General features: G+C 70.6%; 18 protein-coding genes. 13 read left to right on the top strand and 5 right to left on the bottom strand.

The genetic code is table 11. From position 1 onward, the window contains the following. From AC16DP_RS03720 to AC16DP_RS03695, 6 genes are all read left to right on the top strand, one after another. A partial coding sequence (locus AC16DP_RS03720) for a hypothetical protein (RefSeq protein WP_483956628.1) occupies nt 1–355 on the top strand: 355 nt, incomplete at its 5' end. 184 nt (nt 356–539) lie between these two features. Further along, entirely contained in the window at nt 540–1,118 is a 579-nt protein-coding gene (locus AC16DP_RS03715) for a HutD/Ves family protein (protein WP_329733449.1), read from the top strand. Between the two features lie 81 nt (nt 1,119–1,199). Continuing rightward, nucleotides 1,200–2,480 (top strand): MFS transporter, encoded by a 1,281-nt coding sequence (locus AC16DP_RS03710; protein WP_329733448.1) that lies wholly within the window; start codon nt 1,200–1,202, stop codon nt 2,478–2,480. Further along, entirely contained in the window at nt 2,477–3,556 is a 1,080-nt protein-coding gene (locus tag AC16DP_RS03705) for a mannosyltransferase family protein (protein ID WP_329733447.1), read from the top strand. Before AC16DP_RS03710 ends, AC16DP_RS03705 begins: the two co-directional genes overlap by 4 nt. Nucleotides 3,557–3,721: 165 nt before the next feature. Further along, nucleotides 3,722–4,375 (top strand): hypothetical protein, encoded by a 654-nt coding sequence (locus AC16DP_RS03700; RefSeq protein ID WP_329733446.1) that lies wholly within the window; start codon nt 3,722–3,724, stop codon nt 4,373–4,375. Nucleotides 4,376–4,413: 38 nt separating this feature from the next. Next, nucleotides 4,414–5,097 (top strand): hypothetical protein, encoded by a 684-nt coding sequence (locus tag AC16DP_RS03695; protein WP_329733445.1) that lies wholly within the window; start codon nt 4,414–4,416, stop codon nt 5,095–5,097. On the opposite strand, the gene AC16DP_RS03690 is transcribed toward AC16DP_RS03695, so the two are convergent. The 3 genes from AC16DP_RS03690 to AC16DP_RS03680 all read right to left on the bottom strand — a co-directional run bounded on the left by AC16DP_RS03690 (nt 5,072) and on the right by AC16DP_RS03680 (nt 7,256). Further along, on the bottom strand, nt 5,072–5,836 hold the full coding sequence (locus AC16DP_RS03690; RefSeq protein ID WP_329733444.1) for a hypothetical protein: 765 nt from the start codon (nt 5,834–5,836) through the stop codon (nt 5,072–5,074). The two genes, AC16DP_RS03695 and AC16DP_RS03690, sit on opposite strands and share 26 nt — an antisense overlap. A 119-nt stretch (nt 5,837–5,955) precedes the next feature. Beyond that, nucleotides 5,956–6,537 (bottom strand): hypothetical protein, encoded by a 582-nt coding sequence (locus AC16DP_RS03685; protein WP_329733443.1) that lies wholly within the window; start codon nt 6,535–6,537, stop codon nt 5,956–5,958. After that, a complete protein-coding gene (locus AC16DP_RS03680) occupies nt 6,534–7,256 on the bottom strand; it encodes a hypothetical protein (RefSeq protein WP_329733442.1) in 723 nt (240 codons plus the stop codon). Before AC16DP_RS03680 ends, AC16DP_RS03685 begins: the two co-directional genes overlap by 4 nt. Nucleotides 7,257–7,493: 237 nt before the next feature. Here AC16DP_RS03680 and AC16DP_RS03675 point away from each other — a divergent pair, with 237 nt between their 5' ends. From AC16DP_RS03675 to AC16DP_RS03665, 3 genes are read left to right on the top strand one after another with little or no spacing between them, the layout of a single operon-like run. Next, nucleotides 7,494–7,988, top strand: coding sequence for a MarR family winged helix-turn-helix transcriptional regulator (locus tag AC16DP_RS03675; RefSeq protein WP_329733441.1), 495 nt, complete (start codon nt 7,494–7,496; stop codon nt 7,986–7,988). After that, the gene (locus tag AC16DP_RS03670) at nt 7,975–9,858 is read left to right on the top strand and encodes a chloride channel protein (RefSeq protein ID WP_329733440.1); all 1,884 of its coding nucleotides are present in this window, start codon (nt 7,975–7,977) and stop codon (nt 9,856–9,858) included. Before AC16DP_RS03675 ends, AC16DP_RS03670 begins: the two co-directional genes overlap by 14 nt. 8 nt (nt 9,859–9,866) lie before the next feature. After that, nucleotides 9,867–11,219: a DUF2156 domain-containing protein gene (locus AC16DP_RS03665; protein WP_329733439.1), complete on the top strand. Its 1,353-nt coding sequence runs from the start codon at nt 9,867–9,869 to the stop codon at nt 11,217–11,219. 24 nt (nt 11,220–11,243) lie between these two features. On the opposite strand, the gene AC16DP_RS03660 is transcribed toward AC16DP_RS03665, so the two are convergent. Then, nucleotides 11,244–11,462 (bottom strand): DUF2171 domain-containing protein, encoded by a 219-nt coding sequence (locus tag AC16DP_RS03660; protein ID WP_329733438.1) that lies wholly within the window; start codon nt 11,460–11,462, stop codon nt 11,244–11,246. Between the two features lie 179 nt (nt 11,463–11,641). Here AC16DP_RS03660 and AC16DP_RS03655 point away from each other — a divergent pair, with 179 nt between their 5' ends. From AC16DP_RS03655 to AC16DP_RS03640, 4 genes are read left to right on the top strand one after another with little or no spacing between them, the layout of a single operon-like run. Beyond that, nucleotides 11,642–12,892: an efflux RND transporter periplasmic adaptor subunit gene (locus tag AC16DP_RS03655; RefSeq protein WP_329733437.1), complete on the top strand. Its 1,251-nt coding sequence runs from the start codon at nt 11,642–11,644 to the stop codon at nt 12,890–12,892. Continuing rightward, nucleotides 12,889–13,587 (top strand): ABC transporter ATP-binding protein, encoded by a 699-nt coding sequence (locus AC16DP_RS03650; RefSeq protein ID WP_329733436.1) that lies wholly within the window; start codon nt 12,889–12,891, stop codon nt 13,585–13,587. Before AC16DP_RS03655 ends, AC16DP_RS03650 begins: the two co-directional genes overlap by 4 nt. Continuing rightward, entirely contained in the window at nt 13,584–14,744 is a 1,161-nt protein-coding gene (locus AC16DP_RS03645; RefSeq protein ID WP_329733435.1) for an ABC transporter permease, read from the top strand. Before AC16DP_RS03650 ends, AC16DP_RS03645 begins: the two co-directional genes overlap by 4 nt. 3 nt (nt 14,745–14,747) lie before the next feature. Continuing rightward, the gene (locus AC16DP_RS03640; RefSeq protein WP_329733434.1) at nt 14,748–15,905 is read left to right on the top strand and encodes an ABC transporter permease; all 1,158 of its coding nucleotides are present in this window, start codon (nt 14,748–14,750) and stop codon (nt 15,903–15,905) included. A 14-nt stretch (nt 15,906–15,919) separates the two neighbouring features. On the opposite strand, the gene AC16DP_RS03635 is transcribed toward AC16DP_RS03640, so the two are convergent. Beyond that, nucleotides 15,920–17,725, bottom strand: a complete 1,806-nt coding sequence (locus tag AC16DP_RS03635; RefSeq protein WP_329733433.1) for an RCC1 domain-containing protein — start codon at nt 17,723–17,725, stop codon at nt 15,920–15,922. Between the last annotated feature and the right edge of the window lie 58 nt (nt 17,726–17,783).

The following is a 17,783-nucleotide window of genomic DNA, read 5'->3' as shown; positions in this document are numbered from 1 at the left end:
GGAGGCGCACCGCGTTCTGGAGGAGGCCGACGACCCATTTCCTCCCGGACACTACCGGCTTGAGGACACGCCGCGAGGGCTCCTCATTTCCAGCAGCACCGGCAATATAGGGTTCGCCGACATCACCGTGTCGGAACGGATTCCCCACGCGACCGTGTACGCGGTGATGGCCTCGCCGGACCTGGACGAGTTTTTTGTGACCGTGAGGCGAGGGGGTGAGGGCATTGAAGAGTTCGCCCAGCCGCCTGATGAGTTTCCGCGGCTTCGGGTTGTTGGCGAAATCAAGGGAGAGCGTGCACCAGAGCGGATTCTCGCGGCGTTGGGTATTCCGGCGGAGTGGTTCCGGAATGAATGACGGGCGCCGGGGCGGCTTCTTGTTACCGAGCACGCTGGATGAGGGAAAAGAGGGCCAACATGGTGGAGGAGACGAAGCGACTGCGCTTGCCGCGCACCCTGACCAAGAGGTGGGCTCAGGAGGAGTGCGCCTGCAACCCTCCAGCCTGTCGGCCCATGCCGGGACTGGCCCAGGGAGAATGGGGATGAGACGACTCGGACCCGACGACTACCGCGACATGCCCTGGAAGAACGGGGGTGGGGTGACGCGCGAGCTGTGGAAGCTGCCACATCCCTCCGACCCGGCCCGCTTCCTGGCGCGCGTGTCGATCGCCACCGTGGGGGCCTCCGGGCCCTTCTCCGTGTTCCCGGGCGTGGATCGGACCCTGATGATCCTCGAGGGCGCGGGAGTGTCGCTGACCGTCGATGGGACGCGCGAGGTGGTGCTCGACCAGCGCCTGCGGCCGTTCGAGTTTCCGGGCGAGGCGGCAATCCAGTGCCGGTTGCTCGGCGGGCCGGTGCGGGACTTCAACCTCATGGTGGACCGGGCCCTGGCGCACGGTTCGCTCGAGGTGGTGCGGCTGGCCCCGGGGCAAACCCGGACGCTCTCGGGCACCGGGACCGTGTTGCTCCACGTCCTGGAGGGCCGGGCGACGCTCCCCGGAGAGCCGCTGGCCCGGGACGAGACGCTCTGGCTGGAGGAGCCCGGGCTGCTGATGCTGCGGAGCGACGAGGGAGCCACCGTGGCCGCCATCCACCTGGAACGGCGCCCGCCCGCTCCATGAGCGGACCTTCCGCTCCCCAGTCCGCCTGCTCACGGTGTTGCTGGCGGGAGCGCGGGGGGTGCGTTAGAGCCGCCCTCCAGCATGTCTTCTCCAGCCGCCGCTCCGTCCGTCTTCCGCCACCGCGACTTCCGCCTCTACCAGCTGGCACGCCTGTGCGCGGTGCTCGCCGTGCAGATCGAATCGGTGGCCATCGGCTGGCAGGTGTACGAGCTGACGGGCAGCGCCCTGGCCCTGGGCTACACGGGGCTGGCGCAGTTCCTGCCCTTCCTCGCCTTCAGCCTCATCGGCGGACAGGTGGCGGACCGCGTGGACCGGCGCCTCATCCTCGCGGTGTGCCAGGGCGTCATGCTGCTGTGCAGCCTGTTGCTGCTCACCTTCTCGCTGGGCCACATCCAGGACGTGCGCTTCGTCTACGGGGTGCTGGTGCTCTTCGGCACCGCGCGCGCCTTCTACTCGCCCGCGGGCTCGGCCATCACCGCCCACCTGGTGCCCACCGAGGACCTCTCGCGCGCCATCGCCGTCAACTCCACCACGTGGCAGGTGGCCACCATCGCCGGCCCCGCCGTGGGCGGTGTCCTCTACGCGTGGGCGGGCGCCACGGGCTCCTATATCGGCTCGGCCGCCCTGTGCGCGCTCACCGTGGTGTGGATCCTCTCCCTGAAGGTGAGGACGGGCCGCGCCTCCACCGAGGCGTTCTCCGTGTCCACGCTCCTGGCGGGGTTCCGCTTCGTGCGCCGGCAGCGGCTGTTGTTGGGCAGCATCACCCTGGACCTGTTCGCGGTGCTGCTGGGCGGAGCGGTGGCGCTGCTGCCCATGTACGCGAAAGACGTGCTGCACACCGGGCCGTGGGGCCTGGGGCTGCTGCGCAGTGCGTCGGCGGTGGGCGCGGCGCTCGTGGCGGTGGTGCTCGCCGTGCGTCCGCTGGGAGGCCGGGCCGGGTGGAAGATGTTCGTCTCGGTGGCTGTCTTCGGCGCGGCCACGCTCGTCTTCGGGGTGAGCCGCTCGTTGCCGCTGTCCGTGCTGGCGCTGGCGGTGGCGGGGGCCGCGGACATGGTGAGCGTGGTGGTGCGCAGCACGCTGGAGCTGATGGCCACGCCGGATGAGATGCGGGGCCGCGTGGGCGCGGTGAACATGATGTGCGTGGGCGCCTCCAACGAGCTGGGCGAGTTCCGCGCGGGAGCCTTCGCCGAGCACGTGGGCGCGGTGCCCGCGGTGGTTGCGGGTGCGGTGGGGACGCTGGTGGTGGTGGCGCTGTGGGCCTGGGCCTTCCCCGAGCTGCGGCGGGTGGACCACCTGGAGGACGCGGCCCGTCAGCCCCTGCCCGGGGACGCCGAGCCCGAGGCCGCGAGCAGTCCGTCGTGAGCCCGCGTCCGGGGCTCCGGGTCGCGCTGGGGCTCTCCGCGCTCATGCTGGTGCACCACTTCGTCCTGTGGGCGTGGACCGCGTTCCACCGGGGCTTTCCGTTGCTCCAGGGGCTCGAGCGCTGGGACTCGGCCCACTACGACACCCTCGTCACGCAGGGCTATGTCTCGCCGCTGTGGGCGTTCCTGCCGCTCTATCCCCTGGCGGTGGTGCGGCCCGTGTACGCGCTGCTCGGGGGCGCGGTGCCGCCGCAGGTTCTGGGGTGTGTGCTGTCCACGGCCCTGCTGCTGGCCTTCGTCGTCTGGGTGGGGCGGTGGGATGCGTCGCGGGAGACGGCGTCCCCGCTCGCGCCCCGCACCGTGTGGGGGTGGTTCTTCTTCCTCTTCAGCCCGGCCAGCTTCGCCCTGCACTCGCACCACACGGAGGCGCTGTTCCTGCTGCTGTCCTTCGGTGCGCTCGCCTCGGCCTGGACGGGCCGGTTCGGGTGGACGGCGCTGTTCGCGGGGCTGTGCGTGCTGACGCGCAACCAGGGCGTGTTCGTGGCGGTGGTGGCGGCCCTGCTGCTGGCGGAGCGGGCGGAGCCGGGACGGAAGCTCGTCCGGTTCGCGGGCCTCGGCGCCCTGTCGCTCGCGGCGTACGGCGGGTTGATGGTGTTCGAGTGGCTCTCCTCGGGAGACCCCCTCGCGCACCTGCATGCCCAGGAGAGTTGGAGCCATGCCGGCTCCGCGTGGGAAGCACTGCGCACGCTCTGGTACGGCAATCCCTGGCAGGTGGCGCGCGGGTGGCCGCTCCTGCGAGGCATCCTCTGCGCGCTGGTGCTGGTGGCCTCGGTGGCGTTGTTCCGCCGGAGCCGGCCGCTGTTCCTCTACGGGGTGCTGTCGGTGGCGGTGATGCTGCCGCAGGGCGACTTCCACAACGCGTTCCGCTTCGGCGCGGTGCTCTTCCCCATGTTGTTCTGGCTGGGTGATTGGGTGGCCTCCCGGCCGGCCCTGCTGCGCTGGACCGTGGCCCTCCTCACGCTGTGGCTCAACCACCGGGTGACGCACGGCTTCGTGATTGGCGTCTGGGCGTACTGACGCGAGCACGGGGACCCACGAATCTCCCGAAAGGTAGGGCAGGTGGCCCTACTTGAGAGGTTAGAAAAAGACTGGGCACTGTCAGGGGGAGATGTTACCTTTCGAGTCGTGGGCACGAGAGGGTTCGGGCTCACGGAACGCCCGGAGGGCGAGGAGGTCGTCTCAATGGCCGAGTCGGTGGGTGGTGACGTGTTGGGTCAGGTGCTGCAGGCCGTCCAGGGCCTGAGCGAGCAGGTGAAGGTCCTGAGTGGGCAGGTGACGGAGCTGCGCGCGGAGGTGAATGAGCTGCGCGGGGAGGTGAAGCAACTGCGCACGGAGGTGAATGAGCTGCGCGCGGAAGTGAAGGAACTGCGCGCTGAGGTGAAGGAGCTGCGAGACCGGATGGACCGGTTGGAAGCTCGGGTGGACAAGCTGGAAGGCCGGATGGACAAGCTGGAAGGCCGGATGGACCAGTTGGAAGGCCGGATGGGCCAGATGGAAGGCCGCATGGGCCAGATGGAAGGCCGGATGGGCCAGATGGAAGGCCGGATGGACCAGATGGAAGGCCGGATGGACAAGCAGTATGACTGGCTGCAACGTCTGGGGCTCGAGTTCACGGGCACGCGTGACGAGGCCAAACAGCTTCGTCAGGAGGTCCAGCAGTACCGTGAGGAGGTCCAGCAGGCTCGGAAGGACCTGGGCTCGGAAGTCGAGTCCGCCCGGACGGAACTGCAGCTCGGAATCCGGCAGATGCATGATCGGATCGACCGCAACAATGATGCGCTGCTCCTGATGATCTCCGGACTGCAACGGAACCTGAAGGCGCTCGAAGTGCGCTGAGACGGCGAGGGCGGCCCGGGCTGGCATAGAGTCGCGCCATGCCGCCCCGTGCTCCCCTCGTCCACATCCAGGACCACGCCCTGCCCGACGCGGACTTCTCCCGCCTGTGGCGCAAGATCCGCGCCCTCGGCACCGAGCGTCTCCGTCAGACGTACCAGACCACCTTCTGGTTCGACCTCGGCGAGCCCACCAACATCGTCGAGCAGGTCATCCTCTCCCTGCGTCCGCGCGTGCCCCTGCGCCGGGGCCTCGCGGGCGTCGAGTGGTGGTTCTCCCGCATGCGCACCACCGACGTGCAGGTGGACTTCCACCAGGACCGGGACGAGAAGCTCGCCCTGCGCGGCGGCCCGCTCGTCCACCCGCGCTTCACCTCCCTGCTCTTCATGAACAGCGTCCGCGGCGGTGCGCTCGCGGTGACCAAGGCCCTGCCCTGTGAGGACAACCCGTCCCTCGCTCCCGACACGGATGCCTTCGACCTGGCGGCGCCCCGGCCCAACCGCTTCGTCTACTTCCGGGGAGATCTCACCCACGGCGTGCTGGATGCCCACAACCAGATTCCCAACGGGAAGCTGCCGGGCACCTCGCGCCTGCGCGTGACGCTGGTGATGAACTGGTGGAGCCAGCGCCCCACCGGCATCCCCACCTTCTCCGAGTCGAAGGTGTACCGCTCGCTCGCGCTCCCCGCGCCCCGGCGGCCTACTTCCTCGGGTCGGACGCGATGAAGAAGACCGTGGCCGCGCCCACCACCAGCGCCGCGCCGCCCGCGTAGACCCACGGGCTCTCGTACCAGGCCTTCTGCTCGATGACCGAGAGCTGCAGCGGCGCCAGCGGGTTGGCCGCCCGCGCCACCGTGTTGCCCTGGCTGTCGAGCGCCTCGACGAAGTACCAGGCCGTGAAGGACGTCGCGCGGGGGGGCACGGGCAGCTCGCCCTCGCACGTGTCCTGCTGGCACACCATGGGCGTGGCGCGGTAGGGGCCTCCGGGGACGGGAGCGTGGCGCAGCAGCACCTCGTTGGCCCGGGCCCTCGGGTCCTTCAGGCTGGCGCGCACCAACTGCGGCCGGCCCGCGTCCTCGCGCGGCAGCACCTCCAGCTTCGGCCGGGCCGCGAGCGTCGCGCGTACCCGCTCCAGCAAGTCCTTCTGCTTCTGCGGGGCGTCGGGGGGAGGCCGCACCCAGGCGTCCAGCTCCAGGGCCTCGGTGGTGCGCTGCTCGGCGTTCACCGTGTCCTCGAGCAGCAGGTGGATGAAGCCGAGCTCCAGCAGGGCCTGGGCGCGCTCGGCGGCGGGCCGGTCCGGGTGGCCGAGGTAGCGCTGGTATTCGACGACGGCCTCCTCGTAGCGCAGGGCACCGGCGAGCTCGCGGGCACGGGCGAGGTCCGCCTGGGCCGCTCCGGGGGCGGGGGCCTGGGCGACGACGAGGGACGAGGCGGCGGCGAGGACGGGAAACGTGAGCGGAAGCACCGTCCCCGGAGCCTACCCGGGCCGCCGGGACTTGTCAGACCGGTGCGCTAGGAAAGCACCTGTCGTCACCGCGGAGAGCCGGGTCCGGGCGGGTCTCGGGCCCGGCTCTCGCACTTCCCTTACAGACCGCTGGGCCCCAGCATGCCCTCCAGGCCCTCGAAGGGCTTGGAGACCGTGGCGTGCAGGACAATGTCCTTCAGCTGCAGCTGCAGCGGCAGCTCCAGCGGATTGCCGAGGCCCGCGTCCGTCACCGTGTTGCTGACGATGACCCAGATGCGCACCTTGCCGATGGCGTTGCGCAGCGTGGGCGAATCGGTGTGCACCGGCGTGCTCGAGCCCGGCGCGAAGTCCTGCTGGGGCAGCAGCTCCTCGGCCGTGTCGTAGTACGAGGGCAGGGTGCTGTCGCTGTAGAACTTGGGCGCATCCGGCGTGGCGGTGCCGGTGAGGGACAGCCGCGCGGTGGACCTCAGCGTGAACGTCTTGGAGGGGTTGATGACCGTGAGGTCGGCGGAGATCTCCTTCACGTTGACGTCGAGGTTCTGCGTCTCCTCGGGCATGTCCACGGCCACCTCGACGTGGATGGCCTTGGCCACCGAGGTGATGGGGATGGCGACCGACTGGGGCGGCGTGTCCACGGCGAGCTCGGCGGAGCACGCGGTGAGCAGCAGCGGGCAGAGCAGGGCGAGCAGGGAGCGTTTCATCGGAAGGTCCAGGACAGGTCCAACGTGGGGAGGATGGGGAAGCGGCCTTCGTTGACGGGCACCAGCGGCTCGTTCACGTCCACGTAGGCGGCGCCGAGCGAGAAGCCGAAGTTCTCTCCCGCGTAGCGCAGGCCGGCCGCGCCGCGCAGGGGGAAGCCCTCCTGGAGGCGCACGCCGAACTCACCCACCACGGACCAGTTGCCCGCGAAGTTGACCACCAGCGCGCCCGTGGCCGTGGTGGTGGCCGTCTGGTAGCGCCAGTGCCGCACCTCGCCCTGCACCAGCACCGGGCCCAGCTGCAGGCCGTAGAGCGCGTAGGCGCTGGGGCCCTCGAAGTTGATTTCGAGGTTCTTCACCGCCTCCTGCTGCGAGGAGACGAAGTCCGAGAGAATCTGGCTGCCCAGGAACTTCGTGTAGCGCGCGCCGACGACGAAGCGGTGGGGCCCGGCTTCCAGGCCCCAGCGGATGCCCAGGTTGGGGGCGAGCGCGGCGTCGGCGAGGACGGAGGTGTCCAGCGCGAAGCCGAACGCCAGCGGTACCGCCGAGCGCTGCAGGCCGAGCACGGGCTTCTTGATGGCGGCGGCCTCGTCGGAGGCGAGCAGCCGCGCGTTGCCGGCATGGTTGAAGGCATGGGCCTGGGAGGAACCCAACAGGGTGCCCAGTGCCCCGAGGGCGAACCCGAGCAGGCCCGGGCGGGAGAAGGTAGTTCGAGGTGTCAACCCACTCGCTCCTGGAGAGGAAAGGGAGTCCCTGGTGTACCGCGCCCGCGCCTGCCCTGTCACACGCACTCCGCGTGCAGATGTGTGTCCTGGGAGACTCGCTCGCCTCCCCCAGGAGCGGCCATGGCACGAGGAGGACTTGCGGCCGGGCCCGGCGGGGCGTATTCGAGAAGATATATGGGTTCCCATACAAATCGGCGTGCGCGCCCGGGGACGCCTCCGGTGGAGACGGAGGACGTGCGGACGGTCATGGACGCCATCCGGCGCATCGTGCGCTTGTTGCGCGTGTCGGCCCGGGCGTCCGAGGGGCGGGTGGGCATCAGTGGCGCGCAGCTCTTCGTGCTGCAGCAGCTCGCCGAGGCGGGGCCCTGCTCCATCAACGCGCTGGCCGAGCGGACCTTGACGCACCAGAGCTCGGTGTCGGTGGTGGTGAGCCGGCTCATCGAGCGGGGGCTGGTGACGCGCCGGCCCTCGGAGGAGGACGGGCGGCGGGTGGAGGTGTCGCTCACGCCCGAGGGCCGGGAGCTGCTGCGCACGGCGCCGCCCATGGCCCAGGTGCAGCTCATCGCCGGGCTGCGCCAGTTGGAGCCCGCCCAGCGGGCCGCGCTCGCCGGGGGACTCTCCGCGCTGGTGCGAGGGCTCGGGCTGGATGGGGAAGCCGCGCCGCTCTTCTTCGAGGACGAGGCGCCCGCTCGGCGGCGCCAGGGGAAACGACAACATGAAGAAGCCTGATCTCATCTCGGTGTCCGAGGGCACCGGGGACAGGGAGTCCCTCCCGGTGGCGCCCTCCCTGGGGCCCACGCTGGAGAACGAGCCGCGCGCGCCGCTGTCCGCGCAGCCGGTGGACGGGCGGCTGGTGTTCATCAGCGCCCTGTGCATCCTGCTGGCCGTGGCCGCGGGGCTGGTGGCGCAGGTGCTTGGGAGGCTCATCGCGTTCATCACCAACCTGGCCTTCTTCGGGCGGCTGTCCTTCCACGAGGTGTCTCCGGCGGACAACACGCTGGGGCCGTGGGTGCTCGTCATTCCGGTGGTGGGCGCGCTGGTGGTGGGGGTGATGGCGCGCTACGGCTCCAAGGCCATCCGGGGCCACGGCATCCCCGAGGCCATGGAGCAGGTGCTGCTCAACCGCAGCCGGATTCCGCCGCGCATCACCTTCCTCAAGCCGGTGTCGGCGGCGGTGTCCATCGGCACGGGCGGGCCGTTCGGCGCCGAGGGCCCCATCATCGCCACGGGCGGGGCGCTGGGCTCGCTGCTGGGACAGGTGCTGAAGGTGACGGCGGACGAGCGCAAGGTGCTGCTGGCGGCGGGCGCGGGAGCGGGCATGGCGGCCACCTTCGGCGCGCCCGTGTCCGCGGTGCTGCTGGCCATCGAGCTGCTGCTCTTCGAGTTCCGCCCGCGCTCGGTCATCCCGGTGGCGCTGGCCACGAGCACGGCCACGGCGGTGCGCATGGCCTTCGTGGGAGGCGCACCGGCCTTCGCCATGCCGGACGTGGCGGCGCCGGGCGGGGGCGCGCTGGCCTTCTACATCGGCATGGGGGCGCTCGTCGGCGTGGCGTCGGTGGTGGCCACGCGGGTCGTCTACCGCATCGAGGACGCCTTCGAGAAGCTGCCCCTGCATTGGATGTGGTGGCCGGCGCTCGGGGCGCTCGCCGTGGGCGCGGTGGGCTGGTTCGAGCCGCGCACCCTGGGCGTGGGGTACTCCAACATCGAGGACATCATCTCCGGCCGCCTGGTGAGCACGGCGGCGCTCGTCTTCTGCCTGTTGAAATTCACCTCCTGGTCCATCGCGCTGGGCAGCGGCACCTCGGGCGGAACGCTGGCGCCGCTCTTCACCATCGGCGGCGGGGTGGGCTCGGCGCTGGGGGCGCTGGCGGTGTGGGGGGGGCCGGGGCTGGGCGTGGACGTGCGCATCGCGGCGCTGGTGGGCATGGCGGCCATGTTCGCCGGGGCCTCGCGTGCACTGCTGACCTCGGTGGTGTTCGCCTTCGAGACGACGCGCCAGCCCATGGGCCTGTTGCCGCTGCTGGGCGGCTGTGCGGCGGCGTACCTCGTCTCGTCGCTGCTCATGCGCCACTCCATCATGACGGAGAAGCTGGCGCGGCGCGGGGCGCGGGTGCCCATGGAGTACGAGGCGGACGTGCTCGCCAACACGCTGGTGGCGGCGCACGGGCTGCGGCCGGTGGTGACGCTCGTGGCCGAGGACACCGTGGCCCAGGCGCGGACGTGGCTGGCCGAGGGGGGCGCGGGCACCCGGCACCAGGGCTTCCCGGTGGTGGACGGCGTGGGGCGGCTGGTGGGCGTCGTCACCCGGCGCGAGCTGCTGGAGGGCGAGGGGGTGGCGGGCCGGCGCGTGCGGGAGCTCATCCGCAAGCCGCCGGCGGTCGTCTTCGAGGACAGCACCCTGCGCGAGGCGGCGGACCACATGGTGCGCGAGGACGTGGGCCGGCTGCCGGTGGTGAAGCGCGGGGAGCCGTGGAAGGTGGTGGGCATCCTCACGCGGAGCGATCTGCTGGCCGCGCACCGCCGCCGGCTGGAGGAGGCGCATCAGCACGAGCAGGGCATTGGAGGCGGCCCGCGGCCCGGGGTCCCTACTCCGGCATGAGGGCAGTCATGGACACGGAGCACGCGCGGGTCCTCGAGCTGCTCAAGCGCCATGGGTGGAACGCCACGTCCTTCCAGGTGCTGGAGCCGGGGTACTCGTACTGGTTCGACGGGGACGACGCGTGCGTGGCGTACGTGGACACGGGCGGGGCGTGGGTGGTGGCGGGTGCTCCCATCGCTCCGCCCGAGCGCCTGGGCGAGGTGGCCCGGCGCTTCGAGGCGCACGCGGCCGCGGCGGGCCGGCGGCTGTGCTTCTTCGCCACCGAGCAGCGCATGCTGGACGCGGCCCCGTTGAAGGGGCTGACCATCGGCGAGCAGCCGGTGTGGGACCCGAGGCGGTGGGAGCTGAGCGTGCGCGAGAGCCGGAGCCTGCGCGAGCAGCTGCGCCGGGCGCGGGCCAAGGGCGTGCGGGTGCGTGAGGTGACGCCCTCCGAGCTGAAGGACGTGGCGCACCCGGTGCGGGCGGGGGTGGACGGGCTGATGGAGCGCTGGCTGAGGGCGCGGCGGATGGCGCCCATGGGCTTCCTGGTGCAGCTCTCCCCGTTCGCCTGGACCGAGGAGCGGCGCTCCTTCGTGGCGGAGCGGGACGGGGAGGTGGTGGCCTTCCTGTCGGCGGTGCCGGTGTACGCGCGCAATGGCTGGCTGGTGCAGCACCTGCTGCGGGACGCGCGGGCGCCCAACGGCACCGCGGAGCTGCTGGTGGACGCGGTGATGCGCGCGGCGGCGGCGGAGGGGCGCGGCTACGTGACGCTGGGGCTCGCGCCCCTGGCGGGCGAGGTGGACGGCTGGCTGCGCGCGGCCCGCGTGGTGGGCATGCCCCTCTATGACTTCGAGGGCCTGCGCGCCTTCAAGGCCCGGCTGCGCCCGCATGCGTGGCACCGCATCCACCTGGCCTGGCCCTCGCGGCATGCCTCGCCGCTGCCGCTGTATGACGCGCTGACGGCCTTCGCCCGGGGGAGCCTCACGCGCTTCGGCGTGGCCACGCTGCTGCGCCGGCCCCTGCTGCTCGTGTGGCTGCTCGCGGTGCTGCTGGTGCCCTGGACGGTGCTGCTCGCGCTGCCGGTCAATGCCCACCGCTTCCCCTCGCCGCTCGTGCAGTGGGGCTGGGTGCTCTTCGACGTGGGGCTGACGGTGGGGCTCTTCTCCCTCATCCGCCGCTGGCGCTCCGGGCTCGCCCTGCTGCTGGCTTCCCTCATCACCGGAGATGCCTGCCTCACCTTCCTGGAGGCGCTCCTCTACAACCTCCCTCGCGCGCGAGGGCTCGGCGACTGGCTCGTCATGGGCGTGGCCGTGCTGGCTCCCGCCACGGCGGCGGTGCTGCTCTTCTGGGCCCGGAGGCACCCGACGCTGGAGCCGGCCTGAGAAGGTGGCAGGCGCCGGGAGGTGTCAGTCCTCGGGGGGCACGGTGGTGGGCGCGGACGCGAGGAACACTTCCCGGCCCTGGACGCGCTCCACGCGGTGGAAGTGCACCATGTAGTCCCGGCGGGCGGGCGAGCCCTGTCCCAGCTCGAAGTGGGTGTCGCCGACGTTCGACACCGTCCCGAGCTTCCGCCCATACCTGTCCTTCACCGTCATTCCCTCGTGGATGTCGCCGGGGTCGATCATCTTGGTCCTCTGTCCGCGTGTGTCCGTGGTCCCTTGAGATGAACACTCCCAACGGTCCTGGCCCGTGGTTCCCACCGCCTCCTGGAGGAAGCGCCGTGCTCCCTGGTGGGGGAGGGCGCGGGCGGCCAGCCCACCGGGTCACGCCCGGGCCCGCCACCTACCTTCTCTCCCGAGGGCTCATGACGCACGGGGAGACGCGCATGGCGGAGGCCCAGGCCCAGAGACTGGCTTCACTCAAGATCGACCGCACGGCCCACCCACGGCGGAAGCTCCTGCGCCGCTGGCCGCTATGGGTGGGGCTGGCCGTGGTGCTCGCCCTCGTGGTGGGGATGGCGGTGGTGGGCCGGGCCCCCAGCGTGCGCGTGGCCGAAGTGCGCGAGGCCCGTCCCGGCGAGCAGCAGACCGAGCTGTCCGCCGCTGGCTATGTGTCCTCGCGCCGCCGCTCCGTCATCGCGCCGCAGGTGGCGGGGCGGTTGGTGGAGGTGGCGGTGGACGAGGGCGACGCGGTGGAGAAGGGACAGGTGCTCGCCCGCCTGGATGACCGGGATGCGCGGGTGATGGCGGCCCGGAGCCGTGCGGAGTTGCAGGCCGCCAGCCAGCGGCTCGCCGCCGCGAGGGCCACGGCGATACGGGCCCGCAGTGACCTGGCGCGGGCGGAGCAGTTGGCGAAGGCCCAGGTCGTCACCCGGGCGAGCCTGGAGGAAGCACAGGCGCTCGCGAGTGCGTCATCCGCCGAGGAGCAGGCGGCGATGGCCCAACTGGAGGCGGCGCGGGAGGCGGTGCGGGCCGCGGAGCTGCAGCTGTCCCATACGGTGGTGCGAGCGCCCTTCGCGGGGACGGTGGTGCGCAAGCTGGCGGACGAGGGAGCGGTGCTCGCGCCCGCCGCGCTCCAGCAGGAGAACATCGGCGGCATCGTGGAGTTGGTGGACCTGGGGGCGCTCGAGGTGGAGGCCGAGGTCAGCGAGGAGCAGCTGCCGCGCATCGAGGTGGGGCAGCCGGCGCTCGTCTTCCTGGATGCGTACCCGGACCAGTCGTTCGTCGCGAAGGTGCGCTCGGTGCGGCCGGCCATCGACCGCTCCAAGGCGACGGCGGACGTGAACGTGGCGTTCGAGGAGATTCCCCCGGGGGTGCTGCCGGACATGGGGGCGCGGGTGGCCTTCCTGAAGGAGGAGGTGTCGCGGGCGGCGCTCGCGAAGCAGGGCACGGCGCTGCGGGTGCCGGCGTCGGCGGTGGTGCAGAACGGTGGGGAGTCCGTGGTGTGGGTGGTGCAGGACGGGAAGGTGAAGCGCCAGCCGGTGAAGGTGGCGGAGAAGGTGGGGGACGAGGTGGCGCTGGCCCAGGGGCCGGCGCCGGGGACGCAGGTGGTGGTGTCGCCGAGTGGCTCGCTGCGTCCGGGACGCAAGGTGAAGGTGCGGACGGAGGGCGGATGAGCACCGCGCCGGGACAAGAAGCGAAGTCTCCCCTCATCCGGCTGCGGGGGGTGTCCAAGGCCTACCGGCGGGGCGACATCGTCGTGCCCGTGCTGGAGAACGTGGACCTGGACATCGAGGCGGGGACCTTCGAGGCCTTCATGGGCCCCTCGGGCTCGGGCAAGTCCACGCTGCTCAACCTCATCTCGGGGTTGGACCGGCCCACCACGGGGGTGGTGGAGGTGGGAGGGCAGGACCTGGCGCGGATGAACGACAAGGAGCTGTCGGACTGGCGCGCGGGCCACGTGGGCTTCGTCTTCCAGCTGTACAACCTGCTGCCGGTGCTCACGGCGGCGGAGAACGTGGAGCTGCCCCTGCTGCTCACCCCGCTCTCGCGCGCCGAGCGCCGGGAGCACGTGGCGGCCGCGCTGGAGGTGGTGGGCCTGGGGCACCGCATGGGGCACCGGCCGCCGCAGCTGTCCGGAGGCGAGCAGCAGCGGGTGGCGATCGCCCGGGCCATCGTCACGGATCCGGACCTGCTCATCGCGGACGAGCCCACGGGAGACCTGGACCGCAAGTCGGCCGAGCAGGTGTTGGACCTCTTCGAGGTGCTGCACCACGAGCTGCACAAGACGCTCGTCATGGTGACGCATGATCCGCACGCGGCCGAGCGCGCGGACCTGGTGCGGCACCTGGAGAAGGGGCTGCTGCAATGACGTTCGGGCGGCTCGTGTGGAAGGATCTGCTGCGCAACCCGTTGAGGCTGGCGCTCACGGTGCTGGCGGGAGCGGTGGGGGTGATGGCCTTCATCTTCCTGCGCACGGTGGTGGACCTCTTCTATTCGAGCGCGGAGTCGGCGCAGGCGGACCGGCTCTTCACGCGCGCCAAGGCCTCCATCACGGCGGACCTGCCGCTGTCGTACCTGCCGCGCATCTCCACGGTGCCGGGGGTGGACGACATCACCTTCTACGGCTTCTTCGGCGGGCGGTATGGCGAGTCCCAGCGCGACTTCTTCGGCTCGGCCTTCGTGGATCCGCCGTCCTTCATGCGCGTCTTCGACGAGCTCGTCGTGGCTCCGCAGCAGGTGGCGGCCTTCGAGGCGGACCCGTGTGGCGCACTGATCGGCAAGGACCTGGCGAAGCGCTACGGGTGGAAGCCGGGGAGCCGGGTGACACTGAAGGGCACCATCTACCCGGGCGAGTGGACCTTCAACGTGCGCGGCATCTACGACGTGCGGACGGGGACGCTGGATACGAACTCACTCTTCTTTCCCTTCCGCTGCCTCAACGAGAAGCTGCCGGACGAGCGCAAGGACCGGGTGGGGGCCTTCATGATCCGGGTGGAGGACCCATCGCGCTCGGCGGCGGTGTCCTCGGCGGTGGATGCGATGTTCGCCAACAGCCCCTACCCGACGCGCACGGAGAGCGAGCGCGCGGCCACGCTGGGCTTCATCTCCATGCTGTCGGCCATCATCACCGCGGTGCAGGTGGTGGCCACCGTCATCCTGCTCATCATCCTGCTCGTCATCGGCAACACGCTGGCCATGAGCGTGCGCGAGCGCACGAGGGACCTGTCCACGCTACGGGCCATGGGGTTCAAGAGAGGGCGGGTGATGATGCTCGTGCTCTTCGAGTCGCTGGCGATCGGCCTGGCGTCGGGGGGATTGGGGGTGCTCATCGCGCCGCCGCTCGTGCGGGGTTTCGTCGCGGTGGTGGGCTCGCAGATGGGCGGGCTTCCGGCGGACTTCATGCGGGAGAGCACGCTGGTGCTCGGGGCGCTGGCGGCGGTGGGGGTGTCGCTGCTGGCCGGAATCATCCCGGCGTTGCGCGCGGTGCGCATTCCCGTGGCCGAGGGGCTGAGGAAGGTGGCCTGAGCGATGATTCCCCTCTACTACAACACGCGCAGCCTCTGGGCGCGGCGGGTGTCCACGGGGCTCACCGTGCTGGGCCTGGGGCTCGTCGTCTTCGTCTTCTCCGCGGTGTTGATGCTGGCCAACGGCATCGAATCCGCACTGGCCTCGGGGGGAGACCCGCGCAACGTCATCCTCCTGGCCGAGGGCGCCACCAGCGAGCTGATGAGCAACGTGGAGCGGGACGCGCTGCGCGCCCTGGGCAGCGCCCCACAGGTGGCCTCCTCGGCGGAGGGGGAGCCGCTGGTGGCCGGCGAGCTGGTGGTGCCGGTGCTGCTGCCGCGAGGGGATGGCCAGGAGTCGAACATCAACGCGCGGGGCATCGGCCCGGAGAGCTTCGCCATCCGGCCCACGGTGCGGCTCGTCGCGGGCCGGGCGCCGCGGATGGGCACCAACGAGATCGCCCTGGGCGAGGCGCTGGTGGGCCGCTCGCCGGGAGCGCACCTGGGAGGGGAGCTGGTGTTCGCCGAGGAGCGCTGGCCGGTGGTGGGGGTGTTCACCGCCGAGGGCGGGGCCTACGAGTCCGAGCTGTGGGTGGACGTGAACCGGCTGGGGCCGGCGTTCGACCGGCCGGGGCTGAGCGCGGTGGTGGTGCGCACGAGCTCGGAGCAGGCGCGCGATGCGTTCATCAAGAACGTGAAGGATGATCCGCGCTTCACGCTCGAGGCGAAATCGGAGCCCGAGTACTGGGCGGAGCAGGCGACGTGGCTGGCCACGTTCATCCGGGTGCTGGGGCTGTTCGTGTCCTTCATCTTCAGCGTGGGCGCGGTGCTGGGGGCGATGATCACCATGTACGCGCAGGTGGCGGCGCGCATCGGCGAGCTGGGGCTGCTGCGAGCGGTGGGCTACCGGCGCCGGAGCGTGCTGGCGAGCATCCTCATCGAATCCGCGGTGCTGGGCGCGGCGGGAGGGGTGCTGGGGGCGCTGGGGGCACTGGCCACGCGGTGGATGGAGATAAGGACGCTCAACTTCCAGACGTTCGCGGAGGTGCGCTTCGGCTTCACGCCGACACCGGGCATCGTGGTGGCGGCGCTCGTCTTCGGGACGTTGATGGGGACCCTGGGCGGACTGCTGCCCGCCCTGCGGGCCTCACGGCTGTCGATCCTGGATGCGTTGAGGGCGTGAGCCCGCGCCACCGCTCAGCGCACTACCGCCACAGGCGTGAAGAGGTCGATGGTTGTCCCGTCTCCTCGCTGCCCGGACCTGTTGCTCCCCCAGGCCCACACCGTGCCGTCCCGATGTAACGCCAGGGAGTGGTACATGCCGGCCGATACGACGGCTACGTCACTCATTCCGCTCACGCGCACGGGCGAGGAGCGCTGGGTGGTCGTTCCATCGCCCAGTTGCCCGGACTTGTTGCTTCCCCAAGCCCAGACTGTTCCGTCCTTTCGTATCGCCAATGAGTGAAACTGGCCGGCGGAGATAGCGGCCACGCCGCTCAACCCCTTCACTTGCACAGGCGTGGGGCGGGAGGTGGTCGTCCCGTCCCCCAATTGACCTGACCCATTTCTCCCCCAGGCCCACACCGCGCCGTCATTGCGCACCGCCAATGAGTGGACCTGTCCGGCTGAGACAGTGGCGATGCCACTCAACCCCGTCACCTGCACGGGAGTGGAGCGGTTGGTGTTGGTTCCATCCCCCAGTTGTGCGGACTCGTTATTTCCCCAGGCCCACACCGTGCCGTCATTGCGCACCGCCAGCGAATGGTGTGAGCCAGCCGAGACAGCGATCACGCCACTCAACCCCGTCACCTGCACGGGCGTGGATTGGTTGGTGTTGGTCCCATCTCCCAATTGCCCGGACTTGTTGCTCCCCCAGGCCCAGACCGTACCGTCATCGCGCACCGCCAACGAGTGGTTGGCGCCTGCTGAGACAGAGATCACTTTGCTCAACCCAGTCACTTGCACAGGAGTTGAACGGTTGGCGTTGGTCCCATCGCCCAGTTGTCCGGTCCAGTTGTTTCCCCAGGCCCACGCCGTGCCGTCATTTCTCACTGCCAGCGAGTGGTTGTCACCTGCTGCAACCGTAGTCACACCACGCAAGATGCTTACCGCTCCAGGTCTGGAGTGGTCGGTGGTCGTTCCATCCCCCAATTGCCCGTGGCTGTTGCTCCCCCAGGCAAACACCGAACCGTCCGGCCACACGTACAGGGAGTGCCGGTCTCCCGCCGCTTGGAGTCGGTCACCTGTTGTTTGTTCGATGCACGGGAGGGCGAAAACGGTGAAGTTCATCGAGACGGAGAGACCCTGGGCGTTGGTCACCGTCGCCTTCACGGTCGGTGTGAACTCTTTGGGAACACAACCTTGAGCCTTCCACATGACCTCGCTCGTGGTCGCGGTACTCGCAGGTGTCTCCAATGTGCCGGTGTTGGCTTCCCAGGAAAAGCGAAGCTCGCTGTCCTGTGCATCCCGTGCAGTGATGCGGAGGGGGAGCGCTCCTTGCCTCATGTCGGAGGGCTTCGGCTTGTGGGCCTCCACGATCTCCGGTGGGCGTGGCACGACTGGCTTGCGCGGAGCAGGCCGTTGCGGCTCGGGTTCCTGCTTTGCGGGGGGCGGTGCCGGCTTCTGTTTCACCTGCCGACGTAGCTTCTCGAACAGCTGCTCTACCTTGGGGGACACCTGCACGGGCAGCTTCGCCTCGGGCTTCAAGTAGAGAGCCGCCGTGAACGCGGCGCTGGCCTTGCTGGTCTTGCCCATGTCGGCGAGGACGACCCCCTCATAGAGGGTGAGGGCCACGTCGTCCTCGATGCCACGGGTCAGGCGTTTGGCGCTGGCGACCTGCTCCAGCGCTCGCTCGTACTCAAGGCTCTCGTAGAGGCGGTTGATGGAGGAGAGGTAGGTCTGCACCTCCGCGGAGACCTGGCCGCGTGCCACCCGCGGATGGCGCAGGGTGATGGCCAGGAGGCCCACCACCACTCGGGCGGACCAGGGGCTCGCGGAACGCATGGGCTCTCCTCTCAGGACGTATGGAGTCCCCGGGTGGAGGGGGTCCGATATGTTCATG

It is taken from the genome of Archangium sp., from assembly GCF_057119385.1.
The sequence above is the reverse complement of the archived record's forward strand: the minus strand, read 5'-3'. Positions and strand labels throughout refer to the sequence as shown.

Coding starts and splice junctions, on each gene's coding strand:
- AC16DP_RS03655 (WP_329733437.1), top strand. CDS start 11,642: ATGACGCACGGGGAGACGCGCATGGCGGAGGCCCAGGCCCAGAGACTG.
- AC16DP_RS03700 (WP_329733446.1), top strand. CDS start 3,722: ATGGCCGAGTCGGTGGGTGGTGACGTGTTGGGTCAGGTGCTGCAGGCC.
- AC16DP_RS03640 (WP_329733434.1), top strand. CDS start 14,748: ATGATTCCCCTCTACTACAACACGCGCAGCCTCTGGGCGCGGCGGGTG.
- AC16DP_RS03685 (WP_329733443.1), bottom strand. CDS start 6,537: ATGAAACGCTCCCTGCTCGCCCTGCTCTGCCCGCTGCTGCTCACCGCG.
- AC16DP_RS03695 (WP_329733445.1), top strand. CDS start 4,414: ATGCCGCCCCGTGCTCCCCTCGTCCACATCCAGGACCACGCCCTGCCC.
- AC16DP_RS03650 (WP_329733436.1), top strand. CDS start 12,889: ATGAGCACCGCGCCGGGACAAGAAGCGAAGTCTCCCCTCATCCGGCTG.
- AC16DP_RS03710 (WP_329733448.1), top strand. CDS start 1,200: ATGTCTTCTCCAGCCGCCGCTCCGTCCGTCTTCCGCCACCGCGACTTC.
- AC16DP_RS03715 (WP_329733449.1), top strand. CDS start 540: ATGAGACGACTCGGACCCGACGACTACCGCGACATGCCCTGGAAGAAC.
- AC16DP_RS03665 (WP_329733439.1), top strand. CDS start 9,867: ATGGACACGGAGCACGCGCGGGTCCTCGAGCTGCTCAAGCGCCATGGG.
- AC16DP_RS03645 (WP_329733435.1), top strand. CDS start 13,584: ATGACGTTCGGGCGGCTCGTGTGGAAGGATCTGCTGCGCAACCCGTTG.
- AC16DP_RS03660 (WP_329733438.1), bottom strand. CDS start 11,462: ATGATCGACCCCGGCGACATCCACGAGGGAATGACGGTGAAGGACAGG.
- AC16DP_RS03670 (WP_329733440.1), top strand. CDS start 7,975: ATGAAGAAGCCTGATCTCATCTCGGTGTCCGAGGGCACCGGGGACAGG.
- AC16DP_RS03635 (WP_329733433.1), bottom strand. CDS start 17,725: ATGCGTTCCGCGAGCCCCTGGTCCGCCCGAGTGGTGGTGGGCCTCCTG.